This is a genomic window from uncultured Chitinophaga sp., assembly GCF_937898475.1.
Lineage (GTDB): Bacteria > Bacteroidota > Bacteroidia > Chitinophagales > Chitinophagaceae > Chitinophaga.
Window position 1 is genome coordinate 105,655 of the sequence record NZ_CALEJS010000039.1, and the last position, 24,180, is coordinate 129,834.

Below are 24,180 nucleotides of genomic sequence, written 5' to 3' on the forward strand. Positions count from 1 at the left end.
TAATTATAATAATTTAGAAAAGCATGCCAAAGTCTAATCAGAACTCCCGCAGGGGTTTTATCAGCAAGGTCGCCAAAGGAGTAGTAGGCGCCTCCCTGTTGCCGAATATCATTACGGCTGCCGACAGGCAACGCAGTGTGATCGAATTGCTGTCAGCGCGCAAAAATGAAAAGTACAGCGCCAATGATCAGATCCAGCTGGCGGTGATCGGTGCGGGCGGTATGGGTACCGCAGATACCAATACGGCTATTACCGTTCCGGGTGTAAAGCTGCTAGCTGCCTGCGATCTGTACGACGGCCGTCTTGCAGATGCAAAGAAGAAATGGGGCAATGACATTTATACCACCCGCGACTACCGCGAGATACTGGAGCGCAGCGACATTGATGCGGTGATCATTGCCACACCTGATTTCTGGCATAAAGACATTTCTGTGGCTGCCATGAACAAAGGCAAATCTGTTTACTGCGAAAAGCCTATGGTGCACGACATCAGCGAAGGCCCCGCAGTAGTGGAAGCGCAGAAGAAGAATTCCAAAGTGGTATACCAGGTAGGTAGCCAGGGCATGAGCTCACTGGGTAATGAAAAGGCCAAACAGCTGCTGAAAGAAGGCGCTATCGGTGAGTTGAACTATGCAGAAGGATTCTGGGCCCGTATGTCTCCCTTCGGCGCCTGGCAGTATCCCATCCCTGCAGATGCATCTGCTAAAACAGTAGGCTGGGACGCCTATCTTTCCAATACAAAGAAACGTGACTTTGATCCGCTGCGTTTCTTCCGCTGGCGCAACTACCGCGATTATGGCACCGGTGTATCCGGCGATCTCTTCGTGCACCTGTTCTCCAGCCTGCACTTTGTAACCGGTTCTGTAGGTCCCGATAAGGTGATGGCTACCGGCGGCCTGCGTTACTGGAAAGACGGCCGTGAAGTGCCCGATATCATGCTGGGTATGTTTGATTATCCTGCTACAGAAGTACATCCCGCTTTCAACCTCTCCCTGCGTGTAAACTTTGTAGACGGCACCGGTGGTACCAACTACCTGCGTATGGTGGGCAGCGAAGGCTCTATGACCGTAGAATGGGATAAGGTAACACTGTACCGTAACAAGGCATACGCTGCAACAGACGATCCTTTACTGCAAACCAAGAGCGGCCCTGAAGGCAGCAAACCGTATGTATACGACAGGAAGCAGATGACGCCTCCCGAGAAACTGGAATACGTTGCAGAAGAAGGTTACAAAGGCGCCCATTTTGATCACTTCTACAACCTGTTCAACGCCATGCGTACCGGTGGTAAAGTGTCTGAAGATGCGCTGTTCGGTTTCCGTGCAGCGGCTCCGGCCCTGCTGTGTAACGACAGCTACTTCCAGAACAAGATCATTCAATGGGATCCTCAGCAACTGAAACTTAAATAAACACGAAACCATGATGAAGAGAAAATTATTCGTACCTGCAATGTCCGTGCTGCTCACTACAGCAATGGCTTGTGGTTCCGGCACTACTACTGAAACAGCTGCCGATTCTTCAGCAACTGCAACAGACAATACTACCGTAAATGCAACCGTAGATACTGCCGCTGCCAATATGCTCACTGCCGAAGAAGAAGGTGCAGGATGGAAACTCCTGTTTGATGGCAAAAGCCTCGATGGCTGGCGCACTTTCAGGAACAAACCTGCAGACAGCTGGACGGTAGACAGCGCCACCGGCACCATTCACTGCCTGGGCAGCAAAACAGATAAAAGCGATAAACGTGCAGACCTGATCACCAACGACCAGTTCGAGAACTTTGAACTGAGCGTAGACTGGAAACTGGCGCCACAGGGCAACAGCGGTATCCTGTACATGGTGAACGAAGACCAGGACGCCTCTTATAAAACCGGTCCGGAATACCAGCTGATCGATGACAACAACTTTCCCGAGAAGCTGGAAGACTGGCAGAAAACCGGCGCCAACTACGCAATGGGCGGCCCGCTGGTAGCTGCCGCCAAACCTATCGGCGAATGGAACAATACCCGCATCATCGTAAACGGCAATCATGTGGAACACTGGCTCAACGGTCAGAAAACCGCGGAATATGAGCTGGGCGCTCCCGAATGGAAGAAACTGAAAGAAACCGGTAAGTGGAAAGACGCTCCTGCATACGCCGCCAAAAAGAAAGGCCACATCTGCTTCCAGGACCACGGCAGCGAGATATGGTTTAAGAATGTTAAGGTCAAGGCATTGTAATAACAGCGCTGTTAGCTATTAGCTAGAAAATACGAAGGGGACTGTTTTCAAAACAGCCCCCTTCTTTATTCGCTGCATTAGCTAAAAGCTAACAGCCAACAGCTTATTTAACCGCTGCTTCATAATGCTTACTCACTTCATCCCAGTTCACGGCATTCCAGAAAGCCTTCAGGTACTCAGGACGACGGTTCTGGTATTTCAGGTAATAAGCATGTTCCCAAACGTCAACGCCCAGGATCGGAGTGCCTTTTACTTCAGCAACGTCCATCAGGGGATTGTCCTGGTTAGGGGTAGAAGTTACCTCCAGTTTGCCATCTTTCACGATCAGCCATGCCCAGCCTGAACCAAAGCGGGTAGCGCCTGCAGCGTTCAGTTTTTCCTGGAAAGCTTCGAAAGAGCCAAAGGCGCTTTTAATTGCATCGCCCAGCGCACCTGTAGGTTCGCCGCCTGCATTGGGGCCCAGTATTTTCCAGAAAAAGCTGTGGTTCCAGTGACCGCCACCGTTGTTCCTAACAGCAGGGCTTATTTTACCAGCGTTGGCAACCAGCTCTTCCAATGATTTATTTTCATGCTCAGTGCCTGCGATCGCTTTATTCAGGTTATCTACATAAGCCTGATGGTGCTTGCCATGGTGGATCTCCATGGTGGTTTTATCAATATGCGGCTCCAGGGCGTCAGTAGCATACGGTAAGCTCGGAAGTGTAAATGCCATAACTAAATGTTTTATTGTTAATAATAGTATGTGAAGAATACGGGTCTCAAATTTACTGCCTAATAAGGGAAATATCAAACAGGGGAGCCGGGCGTCCATCGTCCATGTTCCATAGCATGGGCTTGCTATACCTGTGATCTTCCCCGGTATAAGCACCACCGGGACAGTTCAGACAGTATACAGCCCATCCACAAATAAACTTGCACATATGGGATTTTATTTTAAATTTACAGAATAAGTGTTGTAACAGATTTTGAGCACGTCTGTTCATGTGTACCGGTAGATGAGCCCAATTTCACTATTGTTTGTTTAAAACTGATATGTATGTCGCTAGAGAACCCGGGTATGAACCCAAACTTTTCCCTCGAAACCCTGCAAAAGGAGAATTACTTGCTGACAGAACGCCTGCGGCAACTGGAGAACATTCTTCACCAGGTTCCGGCAATGCTCTATACGGCAGACACAGAACTGAATACCGTTAGCTGGTGTAACCAGCGCATGGAAGAGATCACCGGCTTTACTTTCGGTGAAATGAATAACCTCGGACTGGAGTTTTTCCGCCACATCCTGCATCCGGACGATTTTGAGCTGACGGGTATCGCCCGGCAGTCTTTCCGTGATAACAAAAATATCTTTGGCGGCGTAACCCGTGTACGCAGAAAAGGAGAGAACGATTGGCGCTGGCTGGTGGGCCTGGCCGTGCCCTTTACCCGCGGCGATCACGGTGAAGTGAAAGAAGTGATCTGCGCCCTGCTGGATCTTACCGTGGCCATGGATACGCATAACCAGTTGGCAGAAGCTATGAGCGATATGCTGCGCCGCCAGAACGAAGCCCTGCTCAGTAAGCTCACCGCCCGTGAAATAGATGTGCTCACACTGGCGGTACGCGGACTAAACAACAAAGAGATCGCCAGCCAGTTGAGCCTTAGCCGTTATACCATAGAAACACACCGTAAAAACATACGCCTGAAACTGAAAGTGCGTAATACTACCGAGCTCGTCGCATTAGCCCGGAAGATCGGGTTTAATTAAACTAAACTTATGTGGAGAAAGACCCCAAAAATACCCAAGCTTGGGTATTTCACCACTAGATAATGTCTATTAAATTAGTGAATTCGTATTAATTAAGAGCCACAGATACTATGATCACCATGGAAAAAGCATTATTCAAACAAGGGATGTAAAGATATATCAAAGCTACTGCACAATTCATTCGTTGTTTTTTAGCACTCTCTTTCATCCATTGTTTGCCTTCTCCCTCCCTTCTCCCTTCCTTCCCTGTCTCCATAAAGGAATTTGGTTATATTTACCTCCTGAAATCCCTAAACAACCACAACATATGGAGAGTACAATCCTTACAGCAGCCCTCGTCTTTTTGGCAATATGGGTGCTGATTTCTTCCTTCGTTACCGTACAGCAAGGAACAATAGCGGTGACCACCATCTTCGGAAAGTATAACCGCAGCCTTTATCCAGGGTTAAATTTCAAGATCCCCCTGATCGAAAAGATCTTCAAACGCATCTCTATCCAGAACCGCTCCGTAGAGCTGGAATTCCAGGCCATTACGGTAGACCAGGCCAACGTGTATTTCAAGGCCATGCTGCTGTACGCCGTTTGGAACCAGGAGGAAGAAACGGTAAAGAACGTTGCCTTCAAGTTTATGGACGAGCGTAGCTTTATGCAGGCCCTCATCCGTACCATCGAAGGTTCCATCCGCGGCTATGTAGCCACCAAACGCCAGTCTGAAGTGCTGGGCCTTCGCCGCGAGATCACCGAGAACGTAAAAGAGCAGATAGACAAAACACTGGAAGGATGGGGCTACCACCTGCTTGACCTCCAGATGAACGATATCACCTTTGACGATGCCATCATGAAATCCATGGCGCAGGTAGTGGCCTCCAACAACCTGAAAGCCGCTGCCGAGAATGAAGGTCAGGCCCTCCTGATCACCAAAACCAAAGCTGCCGAAGCCGATGGTAACGCTATCAAAATTGCTGCAGAAGCAGAACGCCAGGCGGCCCAGTTACGTGGCCAGGGCGTTGCCCTCTTCCGTGAAGAAGTGGCCAAGGGTATGACCATGGCGGCTAAAGAAATGCAGCAGGCCAACCTCGATACCTCTGTGATCCTCTTCTCTATGTGGACCGAAGCCATCAAACACTTCGCTGAAAACGGCAAAGGCAACGTCATCTTCCTCGACGGCTCCTCAGAAGGTATGGACCATACCATGCAACAAATGATGGGACTGCACAAGCTGATGGAACCCAAGAAGTAGGGGGACTATAAATTCCAAATACCAAATTCCAAAAGGCAAATAATACTTAAACACCTGGAATAAAAACGGCCCCGGACTGATCATAGTCCGGGGCCGTTTCATGTAAGTCACCTCTTCGCAATGCTTAATTCTTCATTATTAGTTAAAGATGTACCGTATTCCCAACTGTCCCTGCCACCTCGACCTTGCCGACGTATCATCTCTCCAGGAGCTGGTTAAAGGTATCTGGTTGGCCGGATCCAGGTAAGGGAAAGAGAATGCAGGTACATTGGTGGCAACACCGTTGGCGTCGCGTACCATGCCTTCATACTTCAGGAAAGAAGTGGAGTTGGCCAGTTTGAAAGTGCCCCATCTTCTGTTCAGCAGGTTGCCTACGTTCACGATGTCGAAAGTGATACGCAGGGTATGCTTGGTTTTTGCTTTACCGGTATACAGGTAAATGTCCTGCGTAATGTTCACGTCTGCACGTTTGTAGAAAGGCAGCGTTACACCGTTACGTTCTGCATACTGGCCCCTGTGCTGACTGAGGTAATTATCCTGGTTAATGAAGTTATTGAGCTGGTTCCAGATCTGTGTGGGGGTGCGCTTATCTGCATTGGTGGCAGGATCGTAGTTCCTGTCGCCATAACCTACGGGCACCAGCCTGATCTCGTTCTGCGAGGCGGGGATGTAAATCAGGTCATTGTTACCGCCCGCACCATCGTTGTTCAGGTCTCCGTTATAAGTATAGGAAACAGCGCCGTTGTTGGTGGCTTCAAACACAATACCGAAAGAGGTAGCAAAATACTTTGCATAAGGTATGCGGTAAGAAGCCGCTGCCACAATGCGGTGAGGGGTGTAGAAATTAGTAAAGCCCAGCACATCCGCATTGGGATCGCCGCTTACCGGGCGGTCGCGCCAGTTGCTCTGGGCAATAGAGCCGCCGTCGTTCAGGCTGCGTGATTTGCTGTAGGTATAAGCGGCACTGGCATAAAAATGCTGCGTGGTTTTCTGCACCTGCAGGGTGATGAAGTAAGCATATCCTTTACCGGAGTTACGCATCAGGATGGCGTCACTGATATTGGGCTGGCTGAGCGTATTGGGTGTACGGGGACCATAGATCTGCGATGCGCTGTAACGTATACGGTTATCCGGTGTGCTGTCCAGTTTGGCACCGGTGTTGGGCAGGTTAATGTTCTGGAAGTACACCGCGTTGATGTCTTTGGTATAGTTACCTTCCAGGGTGGCAATAATGCCATAGGGCAGCTGCTGATCTACCGCCAGGCTGGCTTTCAGCACCTGCGGATATTTGAAGTCCTTATCGGTAACGGCTATATTATAGGAGGTAGACAGCTGTCCGCCTGCAGGACGGTAAGCATTCGGATCGGGGTTGAAGGGATAGGGGATCACAGGCGTACCGGTTCCTGTTTGCGCTACAAAAGAGCCAAACTGCACGCCATTGTTACTGGCCTGGTTGCTGATCCATACGGCCGGGGGAGCGCCTGCAAATATGCCTACGCCGCCGCGCAGCTGCGTGGTTTTGTTACCCCATACATCCCAGTTAAAGCCAACACGCGGAGAGAACAGGGGAGACGTTTTAGGTTTCTGTCCAACGTCTACCTGCAGGCCATCGCGGAAGGTAAGCGCTGTCAGTGAATCATTCCGGGTAAAGCTGTTGCCAAATACGGGCAGGTCTATACGCAGGCCGTAGGTCAGGGTGAAATTGTTGTTCACCCTCCACTTGTCCTGTGCAAAAAAGCCCAGTTCCAGCATGTTGATCCTGCCGTAAGGAAAAGCGCCGTCTTTGGTGCTGGCGTACTGCAAGGCATAACGGGTAGTGGTGGCTGCGCCGTTATTGGCGCTGTTATAAAAATCAGCCAGCGAATTGAAACGGTAGATGCCGTTGTAGTTGGGTGCAAAGCCGTTCAGGAAACGCTTGTAATAGTTCTGTGTGCCGAAGGTCAGTTCATGCGCACCTTTATACAGCGTGAAGATATCAGACAGCTGGTATACATCTGTGTTCAGCATGTTATTGTAGGTAAAGGGCTCATAGCCAAAAGCGGTGTAGCTGGACCCTTGTCCGTTCAATATGTCCACCAGCGGGAAATTACCGCCGGAAAGGCTGTTCCTGTAATCGCGCAGCGCAGAATAACCTACCTGTAATTTGTTGGCGGCTGTATTGCCAAAGCGGGTGTTCAGCTCTGCAATAAAGATGTTGAAGTTATTGTTGATAGTGTAACCGCTGCCGCTGAAGGGAAGCCCCGTATTGCTGGGCTGACGGCCGCTGCCAGGGGCCCCGCTGTTGCTGGCGGCAATATCCCTGAAAGACTTCAGGTAGCTGTATTTGAACGTAAAGGTGTTGTGATCGTTCACGTTCCAGTCTATCTTGGCAGTGATCTTATCGCTCTGGGTGCGGTAGCTGTAGCCCTGGTATTCACCGGGATCGTAGCCGTATTTATCTATCAGGAACTGTTTCAGCTGATCCAGCGTATCGGCCACTGCCTGAGATACGTTGCCGCCGGCTACGCCGCCTGGTGTGTTGGCCACCAGGTTGGTAGCAGGCGCTTTGATCCTTTCCTGTTCGGCGCTGATAAAGAAGAACAGTTTATTCCGGATAATGGGTCCGCCTGCAGAAAAACCACGCAGGTTGTAGCTGAAATCAGGTTTGGGCACCTGGGTGTTGCCTACTTTCAGGCCCTGCAGTCCCGGTGTCTGGATGTAGGTGTAAACAGAGCCTTTGAATTCGTTGGTGCCGCTTTTGGTAACGCTGTTGATACCCGCGCCCGAAAAGCCGCCTTGCCGCACGTCATACGGAGAGATGTTCACCTGTATCTGCTCAATGGCATCCAGGCTGATAGGCTGGGAAGAGGTTTGTCCGCCAAGGGTGGATGAGAGGCCGAACGTATTATTGAAATTGGCGCCGTCTACCGTTACGTTATTGTACTGGTTGCTGCGGCCGCCAAAACTCAGGCCGTTGTTGCCCGAGCTGTTGCCTGTAGAAGGGGTAAGGCGGGTAAAATCCTGCATGGAACGGCTGATGGTAGGCAGCCGGTCCATCTGCGAACGGGTAATGATCTCCTGGCTGCCGGTACGGCTGTTGTTGAACACTTTGTTCTGCCGGGCGGATCTTATTTCCACCTCTCCCAGCGTACTGGCAGCAGCAGACAGCTGGAAATCGGCTTTAAAATCCTGCCCCAGGGAGAGCTGAATGTGCTCCTGTTTTTCTTCCCGGAAACCAATGTAACTGACGGTGATCACATACGGGCCGCCCACTCTCAGGTTAGGCAGGTTGTAACGGCCATCCTTACGGGTAACGGTCATATACCGGGTACCCGAAGGCTGGTGTACCGCCAGTACGGAAGCGCCGGGTACGGGGCCTTCCTGGCCGGTTACAATACCTGCAATCTCGGCTGTAGTCTCTTGTGAAAATGATAGCATAGGGCAGAGCAGTAATATGCATACCAGCATATTTACTACAAGGTTGTAGTGTTTTTTCATGTGCTCGACTTAAGTTTATTTTAGATTTTGGTAAAGGTCTGTACAGCTTTCAATTAATAATAGCAGATACTATTATAAAATCATTAATTATGATATGAGACGGGAATTACAAAGGCATTACCAAGATAATAAGTAAACACAACTTTTTCAGGTTTTAAGTGTCTTTTATTAAGAGACTGTTCTACTTAACCACCAGGCATTCGTTATGAAAAGCACGCTCTACCTGTTCATGCTGCTGCTCATCTGCCGGCCTGCCTTTACTCAAACCCAGCGGCTGGCCCGCATTATCGCGGAAGCAGATGTGCCGGGCATCCAACTGGTGTATACCAACAACAATACTTCCCATATTTATAACATGGGCCTGGAAAAAGACGGCGCTCCTCATAAGGTGAGCTCCGGTACTATTTTCGAAGCGGCCTCCCTGAGTAAAACGGTATTTGCCTACGCAGTGCTCCGCCTGTATGACAAGGGCCTTATCAGCCTCGATTCTCCACTGCTGGGATACCTGGGCGGCGCTTACGAGCGCTTTACCCAGCCCAACCCGGATTACGCTAAGATAACGGCCCGGATGGTTCTTCGGCATACCAGCGGTCTGCCCGGCTGGGGAACAGACAGCGGCGCCGTGCTGCAGTTCAAACCAGACAGCTGCTTTTCCTATTCAGGAGAGGGATACTGGTTCCTGCAGCGTGCGGTAGAACAGGTCACCGGTAAGCCCCTGAATACGGTGATGCAGCAGGAAGTATTTACCCCGCTGGGGATGAAGCACAGCAGCTACGTGTGGAACCGGTATATGGATGCGGCGGCCGCCAAAGGGCTGACCGGTGTGGATAAGAACAGGCATCGCAACGCCAACGCCGCTTTCAGCCTGACCACCAACGCGCGTGATTTCAATATCTTTCTGCAGGCCCTGCTCCGCGGTAAAGGACTGCAACCCGCCACTCACCGCATGATGATGGAGAAGGCCAGTGCGGCCAACCGCTTTGACGAGAAAGAAAGCCCTGCAGATGCGTATATAGACTGGGGACTGGGCATTGGCCTCCAGCAGAACGAAAAGGGAAAGGCCATCTGGCACTGGGGAGACAATGGCGACTATAAATGTTTCTTCATGGCTTTCCCGGATAGCCGCGAAAGCCTGGTATACTTTACCCATGACCGTAACGGTCTTGATATGATGGCCGATATACTGCACCTTTTCTTTGGCCGGCAAACCGCCTGGGCAACACAATGGCTGAGCTATGGCTATAAACATCCGCTGGTGATCAGGGACCTTCGCCGTACGCTGTTGCGGCGCGGCTACGAGAACGCGATGGCGGTTGTGAACGAGAAGAAGCAGAAAGATCCCGGCTACCAGCTAACAAAGCATGACCTGAACACCCTGGGTTATGTACTGCTGAACAAAGGCAAAAAGAAAGAAGCGGTGGAGATCTTTAAGCTCAACATACAACTGTTCCCCTTCAACTGGAACAATACGGACAGCCGGGAAGAGGCTTATGAGGCGCCGGAGGATAGTCTCCCCGGCATAGAGGATCATGTAAGCTCGCTGGAACTGAGCCCTGGGAAAGGACATGCGGAGGCCACTCCCAACAAACTAAAACAGCCGTAAAGGTATCAATGGCGGCAGGCCTTCGTAATTTTCGGGCGCCAGTACCTGTTCATCATAAGGGTCGGTTCTGTACAGTGATTTTACCGGCCAGTATTCCAGTGATTCAGCCGGCATCTCATAATCAAAGATCCGTTGCATGTCAAGATCGTTCAGTACGGGGTTCAGCCATTCACGTTCCAGCTCCTGGGGCAGCATCAGCGGCATGCGGTGCGGATTATCGCCGGAGTTGTGAATGTGCCGCATTACTTCATTGCCGCTGCGGATCAGGATCGCAAAAGTACCCGTCAGCTCTCCGTCGGCATTCGGTATATGCGAGTAGTTGAAAAGCCCCGGCAAGAGGAACACCTTACGTTCTCTTAACCTGATGTGGTAAGGCACTTTCTTTTTCCAGCCAACATCCCTGAACTCATAAAAGCCCGTAGCAGGTATCAGGCAGCGGTTCTGGCGTATACGGTGCCAGTAGGAATTTTTGTCTCCCACTACACGTTCGCTGCGGATGTTCAGCATCCAGTTGCGTTCCTTTTTCAGGTTGTCCGCCTTCATATAGGGAGCAATAACGCCCCATTCAAATTTTTTCAGCTTCAGTTGTCCGCCTTCGTTGGTGATCACCGGCCATTTGGGATAGGCCTGTCCCACCATGTGATAGGTAGCCGTAAAATCGATGTCCATAGCGCTGCTGTCCAGCTCAGGAAGTAAGGCATAGATAGATGCGATGTCAGAAGAAAAGGAGAGATGATAGCACATAAGGGGTCAGGGATTAAATTTTTTCAAGCTCATTAAGAGAGATCTGTCTTGTATCTTTTCCATGCTGCAAATTAATAAGCAATTCACCAAATTGCAATGTAAGCCGAACGTCTATCTGTGTGTTCCTGCCCGGTTTCCAGCCGGTATACAGGTTAATGTATTTTTTGATGCAGGCCGTCAGCTGTGCGTCTGGCTGCCATTCGCGCTCCCGCAGGTGGTTCAGGTATACATGATAGCCGTTAGGCTGGCTGGCCGCGATATACAGCTTGTTCCTGTCCAGGGGATCAGTTATATTGTAGCGCTGCCTGCGATGATCCGCCGCGATCGCCTGCATATGAAGGTCGGCGTCTTCCGCTTCGCGGTAGGGCGTAAGCAGGAATGCTTCCTTTATCTTGCTGGTCCTGCCCCGTGGGTAAGACTGGCGAACATAGTAGCGGTGGCCCTGCAGGGTCAGCTCATCCAGCGCGTCTTTAAAAAGTAATTTCAAGGGGTTGTGCATAGGTGCGTAAACCAATGTTATCGGCAATTTACGCCAAATGTCTTAGTCTGTTTAAAATTACCAGGTACCTTTTTTGTGTGCATTTGCGGAAGCTGCGGCCTTTGTGCAGTATGAACTGACCGGGGCTACCGGCCTGTTTTACTACTGAGGGGAATATCGCCCCCGGGTAACGACCTTGTCGGATCCGGGGGCGATCCTTTTAGGAGCCGGTACGGAGCTTTTGGCAGGGAGAAGGACATTCCTTTTACAATCTTTCTCCATTCCACCTGCTTCCGTAGATAATTCCTTCTTTATAAAGAAGGGATGAACAAGGTATCAATAAGGGATGAATAAGGGCTCAACAAGGGAATATCTCCTATCAAACACCCTGCTGTACAGCAATACAACATGAAAAGGCAGCGGAAACCCGCTACCAGCAAGAAGGAATGCACTAAAATCCGTAGTATAGCTGACCCCAAAGGACTGTCAGGGGGTAGGGCCAGCCGCTAAAGCAATGATCAATGTAGAAGATTATCAACCAATGCACTTTGCTGTTAAATATTTTCCAATATGGATAGATTCCGCTTTAACAGCCACTAATTTTGTGCCCGCTTTCATGCCGGAAGGGCAGCAGTCCCTATTTTCGTAACTTGCAGCCGACGGCTTTACTAAAAGGAAGAAAACGGATATGTCTTATACACCTCAACATAAAATACGGATCGTAACAGCAGCATCTTTATTTGACGGCCATGATGCCGCTATTAATATCATGCGGCGAATCATGCAGGCCAAGGGGGCAGAAGTGATACACCTGGGGCACAACCGCTCGGCGGCAGAGATCGTGGATTGCGCCATTCAGGAAGACGCCCAGGGCATAGCCGTTACTTCTTACCAGGGCGGACACGTAGAATTCTTTAAGTACATGTATGACCTGCTGCGCGAAAAAGGCTGCGGGCATATCAAAATATTCGGTGGCGGTGGCGGCACCATCCTGCCTGCAGAGATAGAAGAGCTGCATGCCTATGGCATTACCCGCCTCTATTCTCCGGACGATGGCCGCCATATGGGCCTGGAAGGCATGATCGAAGATGTGATCAGGCAATGTGATTTCCAGACCGTGGCCAGGCTGAACGGCCAGCTGCAGGAATTATCCCGCGCGCAATACAAGATCATCGCACAGGCCATCACCATTGCGGAAAATGACCTGCTGGAAAACTGGCAGCCGGTTGCTCCCGGCAACACGGCCGTACTGGGTATCACCGGTACGGGCGGCGCAGGAAAGAGCAGCGTGACAGATGAGCTGGTGCGCCGTTTCCTGCACAACTATGAAGATAAGACGATTGCCGTTATCTCGGTAGATCCCTCCAAGAAAAAGACCGGCGGCGCCCTGCTGGGCGACCGTATTCGGATGAACGCCATCCACCATCCCCGGGCCTATATGCGCTCACTGGCCACCCGCGAAAGCGATAAGGCCATCAGTGAACATATACAGGAAGCGGTGGATATCTGCAAACAGGCAGGGTTTGACCTGATCATCCTGGAAACCTCCGGTATAGGGCAGAGCGATACGGCCATCACCGATTACTGCGATGTGTCGCTGTATGTAATGACGCCGGAATATGGCGCGGCTTCCCAGCTGGAAAAAATCAACATGCTGGATTATGCAGATGTGATCGCCATCAACAAATTTGATAAAGCCGGCGCACTGGATGCCCTGCATGATGTGCGCAAACAATACAAACGCAATCATAACCTGTGGACGGCTAAAGACGAAGACCTGCCGGTGGTAGGAACGATTGCTTCCCAGTTCAATGATCATGGAATTAACCAGCTCTTCGAAAAACTGGTACATGTTATAGAAGAGAAGAAAGGCCTTCATTTTGGCGCTCCGCTGAAACATGAACGCCCCAATGATACCACTACCAAATCACAGATCATCCCGCCTGCCCGGGTGCGCTACCTTTCAGAGATCACGGAAGCCATACACGATTATGGCCGCTGGGTGAACGAACAATGCGCGCTGGCTACGCAGCTGTACCAGGTAGAAGGTATACTGGCCATGAAAGAGCTGAAAGCGGCAGATGAACTGAATAACATCAAAACACACCTGCTGCAGCAGCTGCATCCCGAATGTTATAAACTGATCACGGAGTGGCCTGCGCTGCAGCAGCAATACAAGGCAGATCATTATGAGTTCCAGGTCAGGGCTAAGGTGATCAAACTGCCCCTGTACGCAGAAAGCCTGTCACATTCCCGCATTCCTAAAATCAGTTTACCTGCGTATAAAGACTGGGGCGATATTCTCCGCTGGCAGCTGACGGAAAACCTGCCGGGAGCGTTTCCTTATGCAGCGGGCGTATTTCCGCTGAAACGCGAAGGGGAAGATCCTACCCGTATGTTTGCAGGGGAAGGCGGTCCGGAAAGGACCAACAAACGCTTTCACTACGTATCGCTGGATCAGCCGGCAAAACGCCTCAGCACTGCTTTTGACAGTGTTACGCTCTATGGTGAGGATCCGGCTTACCGCCCCGATATCTACGGTAAAGTAGGCAATTCCGGGGTGAGTATTGCTACGGTGGATGATGCCAAGAAACTGTACAGCGGCTTTGATCTTTGCGATCCCAAGACTTCCGTGTCTATGACGATCAACGGTCCGGCGCCTATTATACTGGCCTTCTTCATGAATGCCGCCATCGATCAGCAGTGTGAAAAATATATTGCGGAGAACGGGCTCGCCGCACAGGTGGAGGCCCGCATCCGGGAAAAGTTCAAAGATCATCCGCTGCCGCATTACAACGGCGATTTACCCAATGGCAATAACGGCCTGGGTTTACAGCTGCTGGGTATAGCCGGCGATGAAGTACTGGACAAAGAGGTGTATGAAAAGATAAAGGCGCATGCCCTGAGTACGGTAAGGGGCACCGTGCAGGCCGATATCCTGAAAGAAGACCAGGCACAGAATACCTGTATCTTCTCTACAGAATTTGCCCTGAAACTGATGGGAGATGTACAGGCTTATTTTATTGATCATGCCGTACGTAATTTCTATTCTGTCAGCATCTCCGGCTATCATATCGCGGAAGCAGGCGCCAATCCTATTACGCAGCTGGCCTTTACGCTGGCCAACGGTTTTACGTATGTAGAATACTACCTGAGCCGCGGTATGCACATTGATGATTTTGCACCTAACCTTTCCTTCTTCTTCAGTAACGGCATGGATCCCGAGTATGCGGTGATTGGCCGTGTGGCCCGACGTATATGGGCCAAGGCCATCAGGTATAAATACAAAGGAAACGACCGCTCGCAAAAACTGAAATATCATATACAGACTTCCGGACGCAGCCTGCACGCACAGGAAATTGACTTTAACGACATTCGCACCACGCTTCAGGCATTGTATGCCATCTATGACAACTGTAACTCGCTGCACACAAATGCGTATGATGAAGCGATCACCACGCCCACGGAAGAGAGTGTACGCCGCGCCATGGCCATCCAGCTGATCATCAACCAGGAACTGGGTACCGCTAAGAATGAGAATCCCATCCAGGGATCTTTCTTTATTGAAGAACTGACAGACCTGGTAGAAGAAGCCGTGCTCATGGAGTTTGACCGCATCACGGAACGCGGCGGTGTGCTGGGCGCCATGGAAAGAATGTACCAGCGCAACAAGATCCAAGAAGAGAGCTTATACTACGAATCCCTGAAACATGCCGGGCAGTATCCTATTGTTGGCGTGAATACCTTCCTGAACAAGAACGGCTCGCCTACTACCATTCCCGCAGAAGTGATCCGTTCTACCACTGCGGAGAAAGAGTTCCAGATCAAATCAGTGGAGGCGTTTCAGCAAAGGCATGCGCATAAGAGCGCGGAGGCCCTGAAGCAACTGCAGGCGGTAGCGGTAAAGAACGGCAACCTGTTTGCGGAATTGATGGAAACGGTGAAGCATTGCTCACTGGGGCAGATCACGCATGCGTTGTATGAGGTAGGAGGGCAGTACAGGAGGAGTATGTAGGTTTATTACGGCTCCATCTTCAGCCTTTTTACCACCGTTTCTCCCACCAGCCTTCCCTGATCAATGCCATACACTACGGCGGGGGTAAAGTGAATACCGCCATACAACCTGCTTTTGGCTGCTTCTTCGCTGGCGGCCAGGAAGCTGCTGAAGTGCCTGGGTGGCAGGCCAAATTCAATTTCAGTGCTGTCATTGAATGCCAGTGAATTGCCATACAGCTGGGTAAGCACCGCGGCGCATGCGGTAGATGCTACGCTATGGCCGCTGGTATATTCGGGGAAAGGTGGTGTTTGCAGGTAAGGTTTCCATTCTTCATCCATGTATTTATTGATCACTGTTTCCGGGCGGATCAGGTTACTGCGGAACTTCTCATCCCAGCAAACGATAAAGGCGTCCATTAAGGCTATTGCCACCTTGGCGTAGGTGCAAACGGTTTTGTTGAAATCTGCCTGTGCATTTTGGGCGGCAATACCGCATATATTGATCCAGTGGCCGCCGGGAGTGATCTTTTTAGTGGCAAACGATACGTGCCCGGAGAGGTTTACCTTATAGGGGTTACAATCCCAGAAATCGGCTATTTCACGCTGTTCCTGGGTCAGGTTGTTGCCGATGAGGTAAATCTCCTTCACCATTTTATAGAAACCGCTGCTGCTGTCTTTCATGTTAAAGGCAGGGGGGCGGGGCGCGGTAAAGGCGTTGGCGCTGTCCAGCACCATGAGCCGCATTTCATTCCAGTGGGGCTCTATGGCGCTCATGTAAGCGGGCGGGGTGGGAGCCCAGCGGCCTTCTTCACTGGTAACGGTATATTTCACTGCAGAACGGGTCTGCGCGTAATTATCCCCTTTAGCCCAGTCCAGGATAGCTTTTGACACCTGCTGTCCGTAGGCGGCAGATTGCTGTACCTTTTCGGCGCTCAGGCCGGATTGCAGGGCAATCAGCTGCAGGGAGTCGATTGCCAGCTGCATATCATTTTCGGAAAAGATCAGGGCTTTACCCGTGTTGGCCATGGCGATCAGGGATGCCAGCTGAAAATTGACCGCGGCGGTATCTGCGGGAGGGGGCGTGGCCGTAAGGCCGTGCAGCTGACCTGCCAGGGAGTGGTATCCCTTGCCTGAGTGGGCGATCACCTCGTAGCCGGCAATGGTGGCGTAAGCATAGATACGGCTGGCTACGGGTGGAGAGAAAATGTCGTGTACAATCACATCCGTCAATTGCTTCACCGTCCTGGAATAAAGCAGGGGATCATTTATGGAGTGGCCATTATCCGCTGCTGGCTGGCGGCAGGCGCTGATGCACAGCAGTACCGTCAGCAGGTATAGACTATACTTTTTAAACATAACGTGCGGCTTGTTTTCTTCCGAAACAACACCAAGTTATTATTATTACGGCTTACTACATAATATTGTTGCAGGGGAAGGGAGAGAGGGAGAGCGTGTTACTACTTTCCCCTGTACAAAGCACTGAGCACAGGGGAAAGTAAAGTAACAGGTTTCGGCGCGATTGCGTATAGACGCTAGTTTTCACGACGTGGAATTATAAGAGCATTTACAGTAAAACCCGATAATACAAATCAGCGATATGCTAATAGCAGATCCGATTGGGTGACCAGGTAACAATGAATGTTCAGAATAGCGGTATGAAATAATAACGAATCTAAAATAAGGTTTAAGCGATCAGCAGATAATGGTTATCGTTCAAATTGGCGTCCAATCAATTCAGCGTCAGATGTGTAAACGCTACACAATCTTAACTTAATTTTTTGTTAAAAAAAAGTTTTTTTTAAAAGTACCTTTTCCTTTTCATATCGTACTTCTCAAAATTGAATTGATAGAGACGGGCAGGGCGGTGGGGAACATCGTCCTCTTCTTCGTTGAGGTCTATCAGCAGGTCCATGGAGAGGAATTTTTTGCGGAAGTTGCGCCGGTCCAGTTTCACATCCAGTATAGCTTCGTAGAGGTTTTGCAGTTCGCGGAGGGAGAATTTTTCAGGAAGGAGGTTAAAGCCTACAGGTTGTTCAATGACCTTATGTTTGAGCCGTTCGTAGCAGCATTGCAGTATCTGTTTATGGTCAAAGGCCAGGTCCTGTACTTTTTTGAGGGTGTGCCAATGCAGTTCATTACCGTGTTTCTTCAGTATATTCTGTTCGATGTTCACCAGGGAGTAGTAGGCTACGGTGATCACCCTGCCAGCGGGGTGGCGGTGTACGCCGCCAAAGGTGTGTACCTGTTCCATGTACACTTTGTCAAGCCCGGTGCGTGATTTTAGTACGCGGTAAGCTGCCTGGTCCAGCTCTTCGCCGGGTTGCACCACATCTCCCAGGAGGGACCATTTGTCTTTGAACTCTTTGAGGTCAGATTTGATCAGCAGTACTTTCAGCTCGTCATCATCAAAACCAAAGATCACACAGTCTACCGAAACGGCCATGTTAAAATAGTCTTGGATCTCTGTGAGATGCGCATTGATGTTTTTTGTCTGCATAACAGATAAACGTGGAATTTTCAGGGTATCCCGGTAACTACATCAGAGAATGGCATTAAAAAGTTAAACAATTTTCTGTAAATACAGTGCAGCAGCGGATATTTATTTTGTATCCGCTGCCTGATATACCTGTTCTCCTCCGCTGTAGGTAGCCAGCACCCGGGTACGCATGAGCTCTTGCATGGGTACCTGCAGCAGGTCCTGGTCAAGTATCACCAGGTCTGCCAGCTTGCCGGGTTCCAGGCTGCCCCTGCTCTTTTCTTCGAGGCATCCTCTGGCGGCCCAGATGGTCATGCCCTGCAGGGCTTCTTTACGGCTCAGCGCATTCTCCGGCTGAAAACCGCCTGCGGGGTATCCGCTGGTATCTGTACGGGCTACTGCGGCGAGAAAGGTTTTTAATGGACTGATATCTTCCACGGGGAAGTCGGTACCCAGGGGCAGCCAGCCGTTCTGTTTCAGCAGCTCCTGGTAGGGGTAAGCATGTTTGATGCGGTCAGTTCCCAAACGGGCGCCTGCCCAGTACATATCAGAGGTGGCGTGAGTAGGCTGTACGGAAGGGATGATGTTATACTCACCAAACAGGTTCATGTCTGCCGGATTTACTACCTGCGCATGTTCAATGCGCCAGCGGCGGTCATTTTTGCCTTTAAGCACGGAGGCGTATATACGGAGTATTTCCCGGTTGCTGGAATCGCCGATGGCGTGTGTGCAAAGCTGGAATTTAGTATTGATCAGCTGTGCGGCCCTGGCGGCGAAGTAGCTGCTGTCGCGCAGCAGGAAGCCTTTCCATCCGGGCCTGTCTGTATAATCCTGCAACAGGCAGGCGCCACGCGATCCCAGGGCGCCGTCTGCATAACACTTGAACCCGCCTACGTGCAGGCGGTCTGTGCGATAAGGACCTTTGGGCAGGTAGTAATCATAGTTCACGGAGCTGTCGCTCAGCAAAGCATAGATCCGCATCTTCAGCTGCTGCTGTTGCTGCAGGGAGTCTATGAGGAGCACTTCATCTTTCATCAGTCCGCAGTCTGCCACTGTGGTAAGTCCGGCGGCAAAGCAATTAGCCGCGCCGCTTTGCAGTGCTTTCTGCAGGAAGGCGGCGGAATGAGGAGGTACTTTTTCCTGTACCAGGCGTACAGCATTATCAACCAGGATGCCGGTAAGCCGGCCTTTCTTCACCTCTATCTCACCACCGGTGAGTGTTTGTCCGGCTTTAATGCCCGCGGCATCCAGGGCTGCCTGGTTGGCAATGGCAGCGTGGCCATCTATCCTTCCCAGTAACACAGGGGTATGCGGAAAGAGGCTGTCCAGCCTGGATTTATCCGGGAAGCTTTTGTCTTCCCAGTCGTTCTGATCCCAGCCGCGGCCCAGTATCCAGTCTGCAGCCTGCAGCTGTTGTGTGGCAGTGAAGGATTGTACCCGCCGGATAACCTCGTCCCAGCTTTGGGTGCCTGCCAGGTTTACCTGTTGCAGGCTGATACTGTATCCCAGGAAATGGGCATGGGCATCAATAAAGCCGGGGTAGATAAAATGGCCGCCGGCATCCTCCACGCGGCGAGCGGTATACTGATCCAGTATCTCACTGTCGCTGCCCAGGGCCAGGATCTTACCGTCTTTCACAGCAATGGCCTGCGCCTGGCTAAATTGCTGGTTCACGGTATAGATCACTGCATGATGAATGATAAGATCGGCTTGTTTGCGGGTGTTGCAGCTCCAGCATAGGATGGCTAGTAAGCAGAAGGACAGACGTTGCATAGATAAGTTTAATGTTTGAAGTTTGACGTTTGAAGCTGGCTGGATGTTGAAAGTATCGGACCACTGTCAAGGCAGGGCGGCTTGCAGTTAACCACTCACTTGCCACCAACTTCAAACTTCAAACCCCAAACCTCAAACGTATGACTTAAATTTACACACAGTTTTGAACAATATGTATACGAAGGAAATAGAAATCACCCTTTCCAGACTGGCTAAGGATCTGCTGGCCAGGCATGCTAAACAGCAGCTGCTGAATAATCCTGAAGAAACGATGGAGGCATTGCAGCGCGTGATCATCTACAATGACTGGCGCTACTATGTGCAGAGCGACCCGGTGCTGAGCGATTATGAATATGATCAGCTGTTTGCCTGGCTGAAACAACTGGAAAAGGAGAACCCCCACCTGGTTAGTCCGGATTCACCTACGCAGAAGGTGGCCCAGGGACTGGCGGCTGCTTCGCCGGGAGCCACCAAAGCTACCAGAGGCGCTGCCAAAGCATTTCCCAGTGTACCTCACCTGGTACCGATGCTGAGCCTTGATAACTCGTATAACGCAGATGACCTGATAGACTGGGACCGTAAAGCACGTGAGCTCTCCGGTCTTTCGGAAATTGAATATTGCATAGAACCGAAGTTTGATGGGGCCAGTATCTCCCTGCTGTATGAAGATGATAAACTGGTGCGCGGCCTTACCCGCGGCGATGGCGTGGTAGGGGAAGATATTACGCAGAACGTTATGCAGATCAAGTTCATTCCGCCTGCGGCCAAATTCAGTAAGTACGGTGTCCATACCATAGAGATCAGGGGAGAAGTACTGATCAACAAAGATACTTTCAAGGCCTTCAACGATCAGCGTGCCGCGGAAAACCTGCCGCCACTGGCTAATCCGCGTAATGCGGCTTCCGGCTCGCTGCGTATCATAGATCCGAAAGAAGTAGCTAAAAGAGGCCTGGAAGCATTTCTCTACCACATGAGTTATCACGTAATGGAGAAGGGCGTAACAGAACCCAAAGAGATCACTACGCACAGCAATACGCTGGACCTGTTTACTGAACTGGGCTTTCGCAGTCCTTCCAAGGAAAAGCGGGTGGTAAAAGGCATACAGGCGGTGATCGACTATTGCAATGCCTTTGAGCACGAACGCGATAACCTGCCCTATGAAATAGACGGGATGGTGATCAAGGTAAATGATTATGCGCTGCAGGATAAGCTGGGCATGACCACCCACCATCCACGCTGGGCCATTGCCTATAAGTTCAAGGCAAGACAGGCCACCAGCAAGCTGCGCAAGGTAGAGTTCCAGGTAGGCAGAACCGGCTCTATAACGCCGGTGGCAAAGATCGATCCCGTGCCTATTGGTGGTGTTACGGTGGGTTCCATCTCTCTTTTCAATGAAGACGTAGTGAGGGAAAAAGATCTGAAGATAGGCGATACCGTGCTGGTGGAAAGGGCAGGAGATGTGATCCCTTACATTGTTAAATCAGTGGCTGATCTGCGCGACGGATCAGAAGAAGATATTGTATTTCCCAAACATTGCCCGGTGTGCAACAGCAGGCTGGAGAAGCCTGAAGGGGAAAGTGTGTGGCGCTGTCCCAATATCAACTGTGAAGCACAGGTGATAGAGCGTATGATCCACTTTGTGAGCAAAGACGCCATGGACATCCGCAGCCTGGGCGAAAGCAATGTGCGCAAGTTCTATACTTTGGGACTGATGAAGGATATTCCCGGTATCTACGAACTGGATTTCAGTAAGCTGGAACAGCTGGAAGGCTTTGGAAAAAAATCTTTGTCCAACCTGCAGGAGGCCATAGCGCACTCCAAAACACAGCCGCTGCACCGCCTGGTGTTCGGGCTGGGCATCCGTTATGTAGGAGAGACTACGGCCAAAACACTGGCCAATGCGGTGAGCCACCTGCTCGACTATACGGAGTGGAGCGAGGAACAGCTGCTGGCGCTGGAAGATATTGGTCCCAAGGTGGCGGGTTCCATCCGCCAGTTCTTTGACAATAAAGACAATGTAGCAGTGCTTAAAAAACTGGAATCGCTGGGTGTGAACCTGCAGAATACCAACTCGGCACAGGTAGGGGGCGGCAGCCTTGACGGACAAACATTCCTGTTCACCGGTACCCTGTCAAAACTAAAGCGCAGCGATGCGGAAGAACTGGTAGAGCAGCAGGGGGGCAAGATCCTCAGCGGCGTAAGCAGCAAGCTGAATTACCTGGTGGTAGGAGAGGATGCAGGCAGCAAACTGGAAAAAGCAAAGAAGATCAATACGATTAAGGTATTGACAGAAGACGAATTTATTAAGCTCCTGGCTATTAGCATTTAGCTTTTGGCTAAGGGCTGACAGCCAACAGCTAATAGCTCAATTAATAATGACAGACGAACATTTCATGCAGCAGGCGCTGAAGGAAGCGCGCAAGGCTTTTGACGATGGCGAGGTTCCCGTAGGAGCTGTGGTGGTGATGAACAACCAGGTAATTGGCCGGGGCTATAACCAGGTAGAAAGACTGAATGATTGTACTGCCCATGCGGAAATGCTGGCGTTAACGGCCGCATTCAATTTCCTGGGCAGCAAATACCTTATGGAGGCAACTTTGTATGTAACACTGGAGCCATGCCTGATGTGCGCCGGCGCCTTATACTGGAGTAAAATAGGCCGCATTGTTTATGCTGCGCGGGACGATAAGCACAGCTACCGCCGTTCTACGGGGGAGCAGTCGCCCTTTCACCCCAAGACGAGGCTGGAGCAGGGCCCGGGTGGTGAAGAGAGCCTGCAGCTGGTAAAAACTTTTTTTGAGAAAAGGAGATAAGCTTATTCTTTCAGCTTGTTGAACTTTAAATGTATTCCCCCTGCCGCTGTTCACTTCAAAGCCTGTGATCTGACCCGATTAATTCCAAGCTCAAACTTTTTTCTATCTTGTGCATCTGTAAAGCATTAATCTTATGGTAGCAAGAAGAGATTTTATCCGTAACAGCAGCCTGCTGGCGGGCGCTGTAGGCCTGGGCTTCCCGAAAAAGGTACTCGGCTGGGATGGGTATGTATCACAACGCCCCCCACTGGCCAAGCGTAAGTTCACCAGCCAGGCGGTAGAGAAGGCTATTGCCGGGATCAAAAAGCAGATTGCCGATCCGAAGCTGGCCTGGATATTTGAGAATGCCTTCCCGAATACCCTGGATACCACCGTTAGTTTCAGGATGGTGGATGGCAAGCCGGACACCTTTGTGATTACCGGTGATATTCATGCCATGTGGCTGCGCGACTCCACCGCACAGGTGTGGCCTTACCTTTCACTGGTAAAAGAGGAAACCGCCCTGCAGCAGCTGATTGCCGGGGTAGTTAACCGTCAGACCAAATGCATCCTGATAGACCCTTACGCCAATGCCTTCAACGAAGGGCCAACCGGCAGTGAGTGGGAAAAAGATCATACCGATATGAAGCCCGAGCTGCACGAGCGTAAATGGGAGATAGACTCGCTTTGCTATACCGTGCGCCTGGCCTATAACTACTGGAAGATCAGCGGCGACGCCAAGGTGCTGGATGATCAGTATCGCAAGGCAGCGGCCCTGATCGTTAAGACCTTTAAGGAGCAGCAGCGGAAAGACGGCAACGGGCCTTACAAGTTCCAGCGTACCACGCCCATACAATCAGACACGGTGGCCAATGGCGGTTATGGCGCCCCCATTCTGCCGGTGGGCCTGATCGTATCTACTTTCCGCCCGTCAGACGATTCTACGGTATTCCCCTTCCTGATCCCATCCAACATGTTCGCGGTAGTATCGCTGCGGCAGCTGGCGGAGATCAGCACTACCGTATGGCAGGACAGTGCATTTGCGAAGGAATGTACGGCGCTGGCAGATGAAGTGGACAGGGCCATCAAGGCTTACGCTGTGGTAGAGCATCCGCACCTGGGGCATATGTATGCGTTTGAGGTGGATGGCTTTGGCAACCGCCTGTTCATTGATGATACCAATGTGCCCAGCCTCCTGTCTATCCCCTACCTGGGATATACTACGGCAGATGATCCGCTGTACCAGACGGCCCGCCATTTTGTATGGAGCAGTTTTCACCCCTGGTTCTATAAAGGGAAATATGGAGACGGTGTTGGCAGTCCGCATACCGGGGTAGATTATATCTGGCCTATGAGCATTATCATGAAAGCCCTCACCAGCAATAATAAAGAGGAGATTGCGGAATGTCTCCGCACCCTGCGCAATACGGATGGCGATACCGGTTTTATCCATGAGTCTTATCACAAGGATGATCCGAAGAAGTTCACCCGTAAATGGTTTGCATGGGCTAATACGTTATTTGGAGAACTGATCATGAAAGTGAGCCAGGAGTACCCCGATCTGCTGAAACGGCAGTATACTTTATAATATTTCCGCGTGAAGGGCTGCCCGGCCCTTCACGCTTTTTAACTTCACC

The 24,180-nt window shown here is 50.9% G+C and carries 16 protein-coding genes; 9 read left to right on the forward strand and 7 right to left on the reverse strand.

Annotated features, from left to right (window positions below):
- The first annotated feature begins 23 nt into the window (after positions 1-23).
- Entirely contained in the window at positions 24-1,409 is a 1,386-nt protein-coding gene (locus tag Q0577_RS22420) for a Gfo/Idh/MocA family oxidoreductase (RefSeq protein WP_298740315.1), read from the forward strand.
- 10 nt (positions 1,410-1,419) lie between these two features.
- Positions 1,420-2,220 (forward strand): DUF1080 domain-containing protein, encoded by an 801-nt coding sequence (locus Q0577_RS22425; RefSeq protein WP_298740317.1) that lies wholly within the window; start codon positions 1,420-1,422, stop codon positions 2,218-2,220.
- 103 nt (positions 2,221-2,323) lie between these two features.
- On the opposite strand, the gene Q0577_RS22430 is transcribed toward Q0577_RS22425, so the two are convergent.
- Positions 2,324-2,932 (reverse strand): superoxide dismutase, encoded by a 609-nt coding sequence (locus Q0577_RS22430; protein ID WP_298740318.1) that lies wholly within the window; start codon positions 2,930-2,932, stop codon positions 2,324-2,326.
- A 324-nt stretch (positions 2,933-3,256) separates the two neighbouring features.
- Here Q0577_RS22430 and Q0577_RS22435 point away from each other — a divergent pair, with 324 nt between their 5' ends.
- Entirely contained in the window at positions 3,257-3,964 is a 708-nt protein-coding gene (locus Q0577_RS22435) for a LuxR C-terminal-related transcriptional regulator (protein ID WP_298740319.1), read from the forward strand.
- Between the two features lie 307 nt (positions 3,965-4,271).
- On the forward strand, positions 4,272-5,204 hold the full coding sequence (locus Q0577_RS22440; RefSeq protein ID WP_298740320.1) for an SPFH domain-containing protein: 933 nt from the start codon (positions 4,272-4,274) through the stop codon (positions 5,202-5,204).
- A gap of 138 nt (positions 5,205-5,342) precedes the next feature.
- Here Q0577_RS22440 and Q0577_RS22445 read toward each other — a convergent pair whose 3' ends face one another.
- Positions 5,343-8,681 carry a carboxypeptidase regulatory-like domain-containing protein gene (locus Q0577_RS22445; protein WP_298740321.1) on the reverse strand — a complete coding sequence of 1,113 codons (3,339 nt, stop codon included), beginning with the start codon at positions 8,679-8,681 and terminating at the stop codon, positions 5,343-5,345.
- A gap of 205 nt (positions 8,682-8,886) precedes the next feature.
- On the opposite strand from Q0577_RS22445, the gene Q0577_RS22450 reads away from it, so the two are divergent.
- Positions 8,887-10,284, forward strand: coding sequence for a serine hydrolase domain-containing protein (locus Q0577_RS22450; protein WP_298740322.1), 1,398 nt, complete (start codon positions 8,887-8,889; stop codon positions 10,282-10,284).
- On the opposite strand, the gene Q0577_RS22455 is transcribed toward Q0577_RS22450, so the two are convergent.
- Together Q0577_RS22455 and Q0577_RS22460 are read right to left on the reverse strand one after the other, a co-directional pair.
- Entirely contained in the window at positions 10,270-11,028 is a 759-nt protein-coding gene (locus Q0577_RS22455) for an SOS response-associated peptidase family protein (RefSeq protein WP_298740324.1), read from the reverse strand. The two genes, Q0577_RS22450 and Q0577_RS22455, sit on opposite strands and share 15 nt — an antisense overlap.
- A 13-nt stretch (positions 11,029-11,041) precedes the next feature.
- Entirely contained in the window at positions 11,042-11,527 is a 486-nt protein-coding gene (locus Q0577_RS22460; protein ID WP_298740325.1) for a hypothetical protein, read from the reverse strand.
- Positions 11,528-12,194: 667 nt separating this feature from the next.
- Here Q0577_RS22460 and Q0577_RS22465 point away from each other — a divergent pair.
- The gene (locus Q0577_RS22465; RefSeq protein WP_298740327.1) at positions 12,195-15,521 is read left to right on the forward strand and encodes a methylmalonyl-CoA mutase family protein; all 3,327 of its coding nucleotides are present in this window, start codon (positions 12,195-12,197) and stop codon (positions 15,519-15,521) included.
- Positions 15,522-15,526: 5 nt separating this feature from the next.
- On the opposite strand, the gene Q0577_RS22470 is transcribed toward Q0577_RS22465, so the two are convergent.
- From Q0577_RS22470 to Q0577_RS22480, 3 genes are all read right to left on the reverse strand, one after another.
- Positions 15,527-16,858, reverse strand: coding sequence for a vanadium-dependent haloperoxidase (locus Q0577_RS22470; protein ID WP_298740328.1), 1,332 nt, complete (start codon positions 16,856-16,858; stop codon positions 15,527-15,529).
- Between the two features lie 442 nt (positions 16,859-17,300).
- Positions 17,301-17,999: an NUDIX domain-containing protein gene (locus Q0577_RS22475; RefSeq protein ID WP_298740329.1), complete on the reverse strand. Its 699-nt coding sequence runs from the start codon at positions 17,997-17,999 to the stop codon at positions 17,301-17,303.
- Between the two features lie 102 nt (positions 18,000-18,101).
- On the reverse strand, positions 18,102-19,751 hold the full coding sequence (locus tag Q0577_RS22480; RefSeq protein ID WP_298740330.1) for an amidohydrolase: 1,650 nt from the start codon (positions 19,749-19,751) through the stop codon (positions 18,102-18,104).
- 172 nt (positions 19,752-19,923) lie between these two features.
- Between Q0577_RS22480 and ligA the strand changes: the two genes are divergently transcribed.
- From ligA to Q0577_RS22495, 3 genes are all read left to right on the forward strand, one after another.
- Positions 19,924-22,080, forward strand: coding sequence for an NAD-dependent DNA ligase LigA (gene ligA, locus Q0577_RS22485; protein ID WP_298740562.1), 2,157 nt, complete (start codon positions 19,924-19,926; stop codon positions 22,078-22,080).
- Positions 22,081-22,126: 46 nt separating this feature from the next.
- On the forward strand, positions 22,127-22,564 hold the full coding sequence (locus Q0577_RS22490; RefSeq protein ID WP_298740331.1) for a nucleoside deaminase: 438 nt from the start codon (positions 22,127-22,129) through the stop codon (positions 22,562-22,564).
- Positions 22,565-22,697: 133 nt separating this feature from the next.
- Positions 22,698-24,131 (forward strand): glycoside hydrolase family 125 protein, encoded by a 1,434-nt coding sequence (locus Q0577_RS22495; RefSeq protein ID WP_298740333.1) that lies wholly within the window; start codon positions 22,698-22,700, stop codon positions 24,129-24,131.
- Positions 24,132-24,180: the final 49 nt, after the last annotated feature.

Bases quoted from the DNA above. Each gene is read 5' to 3' on its own strand.
- Q0577_RS22420 (WP_298740315.1), top strand. From the start codon at position 24: ATGCCAAAGTCTAATCAGAACTCCCGCAGGGGTTTTATCAGCAAGGTC.
- Q0577_RS22425 (WP_298740317.1), top strand. From the start codon at position 1,420: ATGATGAAGAGAAAATTATTCGTACCTGCAATGTCCGTGCTGCTCACT.
- Q0577_RS22430 (WP_298740318.1), bottom strand. From the start codon at position 2,932: ATGGCATTTACACTTCCGAGCTTACCGTATGCTACTGACGCCCTGGAG.
- Q0577_RS22435 (WP_298740319.1), top strand. From the start codon at position 3,257: ATGTCGCTAGAGAACCCGGGTATGAACCCAAACTTTTCCCTCGAAACC.
- Q0577_RS22440 (WP_298740320.1), top strand. From the start codon at position 4,272: ATGGAGAGTACAATCCTTACAGCAGCCCTCGTCTTTTTGGCAATATGG.
- Q0577_RS22445 (WP_298740321.1), bottom strand. From the start codon at position 8,681: ATGAAAAAACACTACAACCTTGTAGTAAATATGCTGGTATGCATATTA.
- Q0577_RS22450 (WP_298740322.1), top strand. From the start codon at position 8,887: ATGAAAAGCACGCTCTACCTGTTCATGCTGCTGCTCATCTGCCGGCCT.
- Q0577_RS22455 (WP_298740324.1), bottom strand. From the start codon at position 11,028: ATGTGCTATCATCTCTCCTTTTCTTCTGACATCGCATCTATCTATGCC.
- Q0577_RS22460 (WP_298740325.1), bottom strand. From the start codon at position 11,527: ATGCACAACCCCTTGAAATTACTTTTTAAAGACGCGCTGGATGAGCTG.
- Q0577_RS22465 (WP_298740327.1), top strand. From the start codon at position 12,195: ATGTCTTATACACCTCAACATAAAATACGGATCGTAACAGCAGCATCT.
- Q0577_RS22470 (WP_298740328.1), bottom strand. From the start codon at position 16,858: ATGTTTAAAAAGTATAGTCTATACCTGCTGACGGTACTGCTGTGCATC.
- Q0577_RS22475 (WP_298740329.1), bottom strand. From the start codon at position 17,999: ATGCAGACAAAAAACATCAATGCGCATCTCACAGAGATCCAAGACTAT.
- Q0577_RS22480 (WP_298740330.1), bottom strand. From the start codon at position 19,751: ATGCAACGTCTGTCCTTCTGCTTACTAGCCATCCTATGCTGGAGCTGC.
- ligA (WP_298740562.1), top strand. From the start codon at position 19,924: ATGTATACGAAGGAAATAGAAATCACCCTTTCCAGACTGGCTAAGGAT.
- Q0577_RS22490 (WP_298740331.1), top strand. From the start codon at position 22,127: ATGACAGACGAACATTTCATGCAGCAGGCGCTGAAGGAAGCGCGCAAG.
- Q0577_RS22495 (WP_298740333.1), top strand. From the start codon at position 22,698: ATGGTAGCAAGAAGAGATTTTATCCGTAACAGCAGCCTGCTGGCGGGC.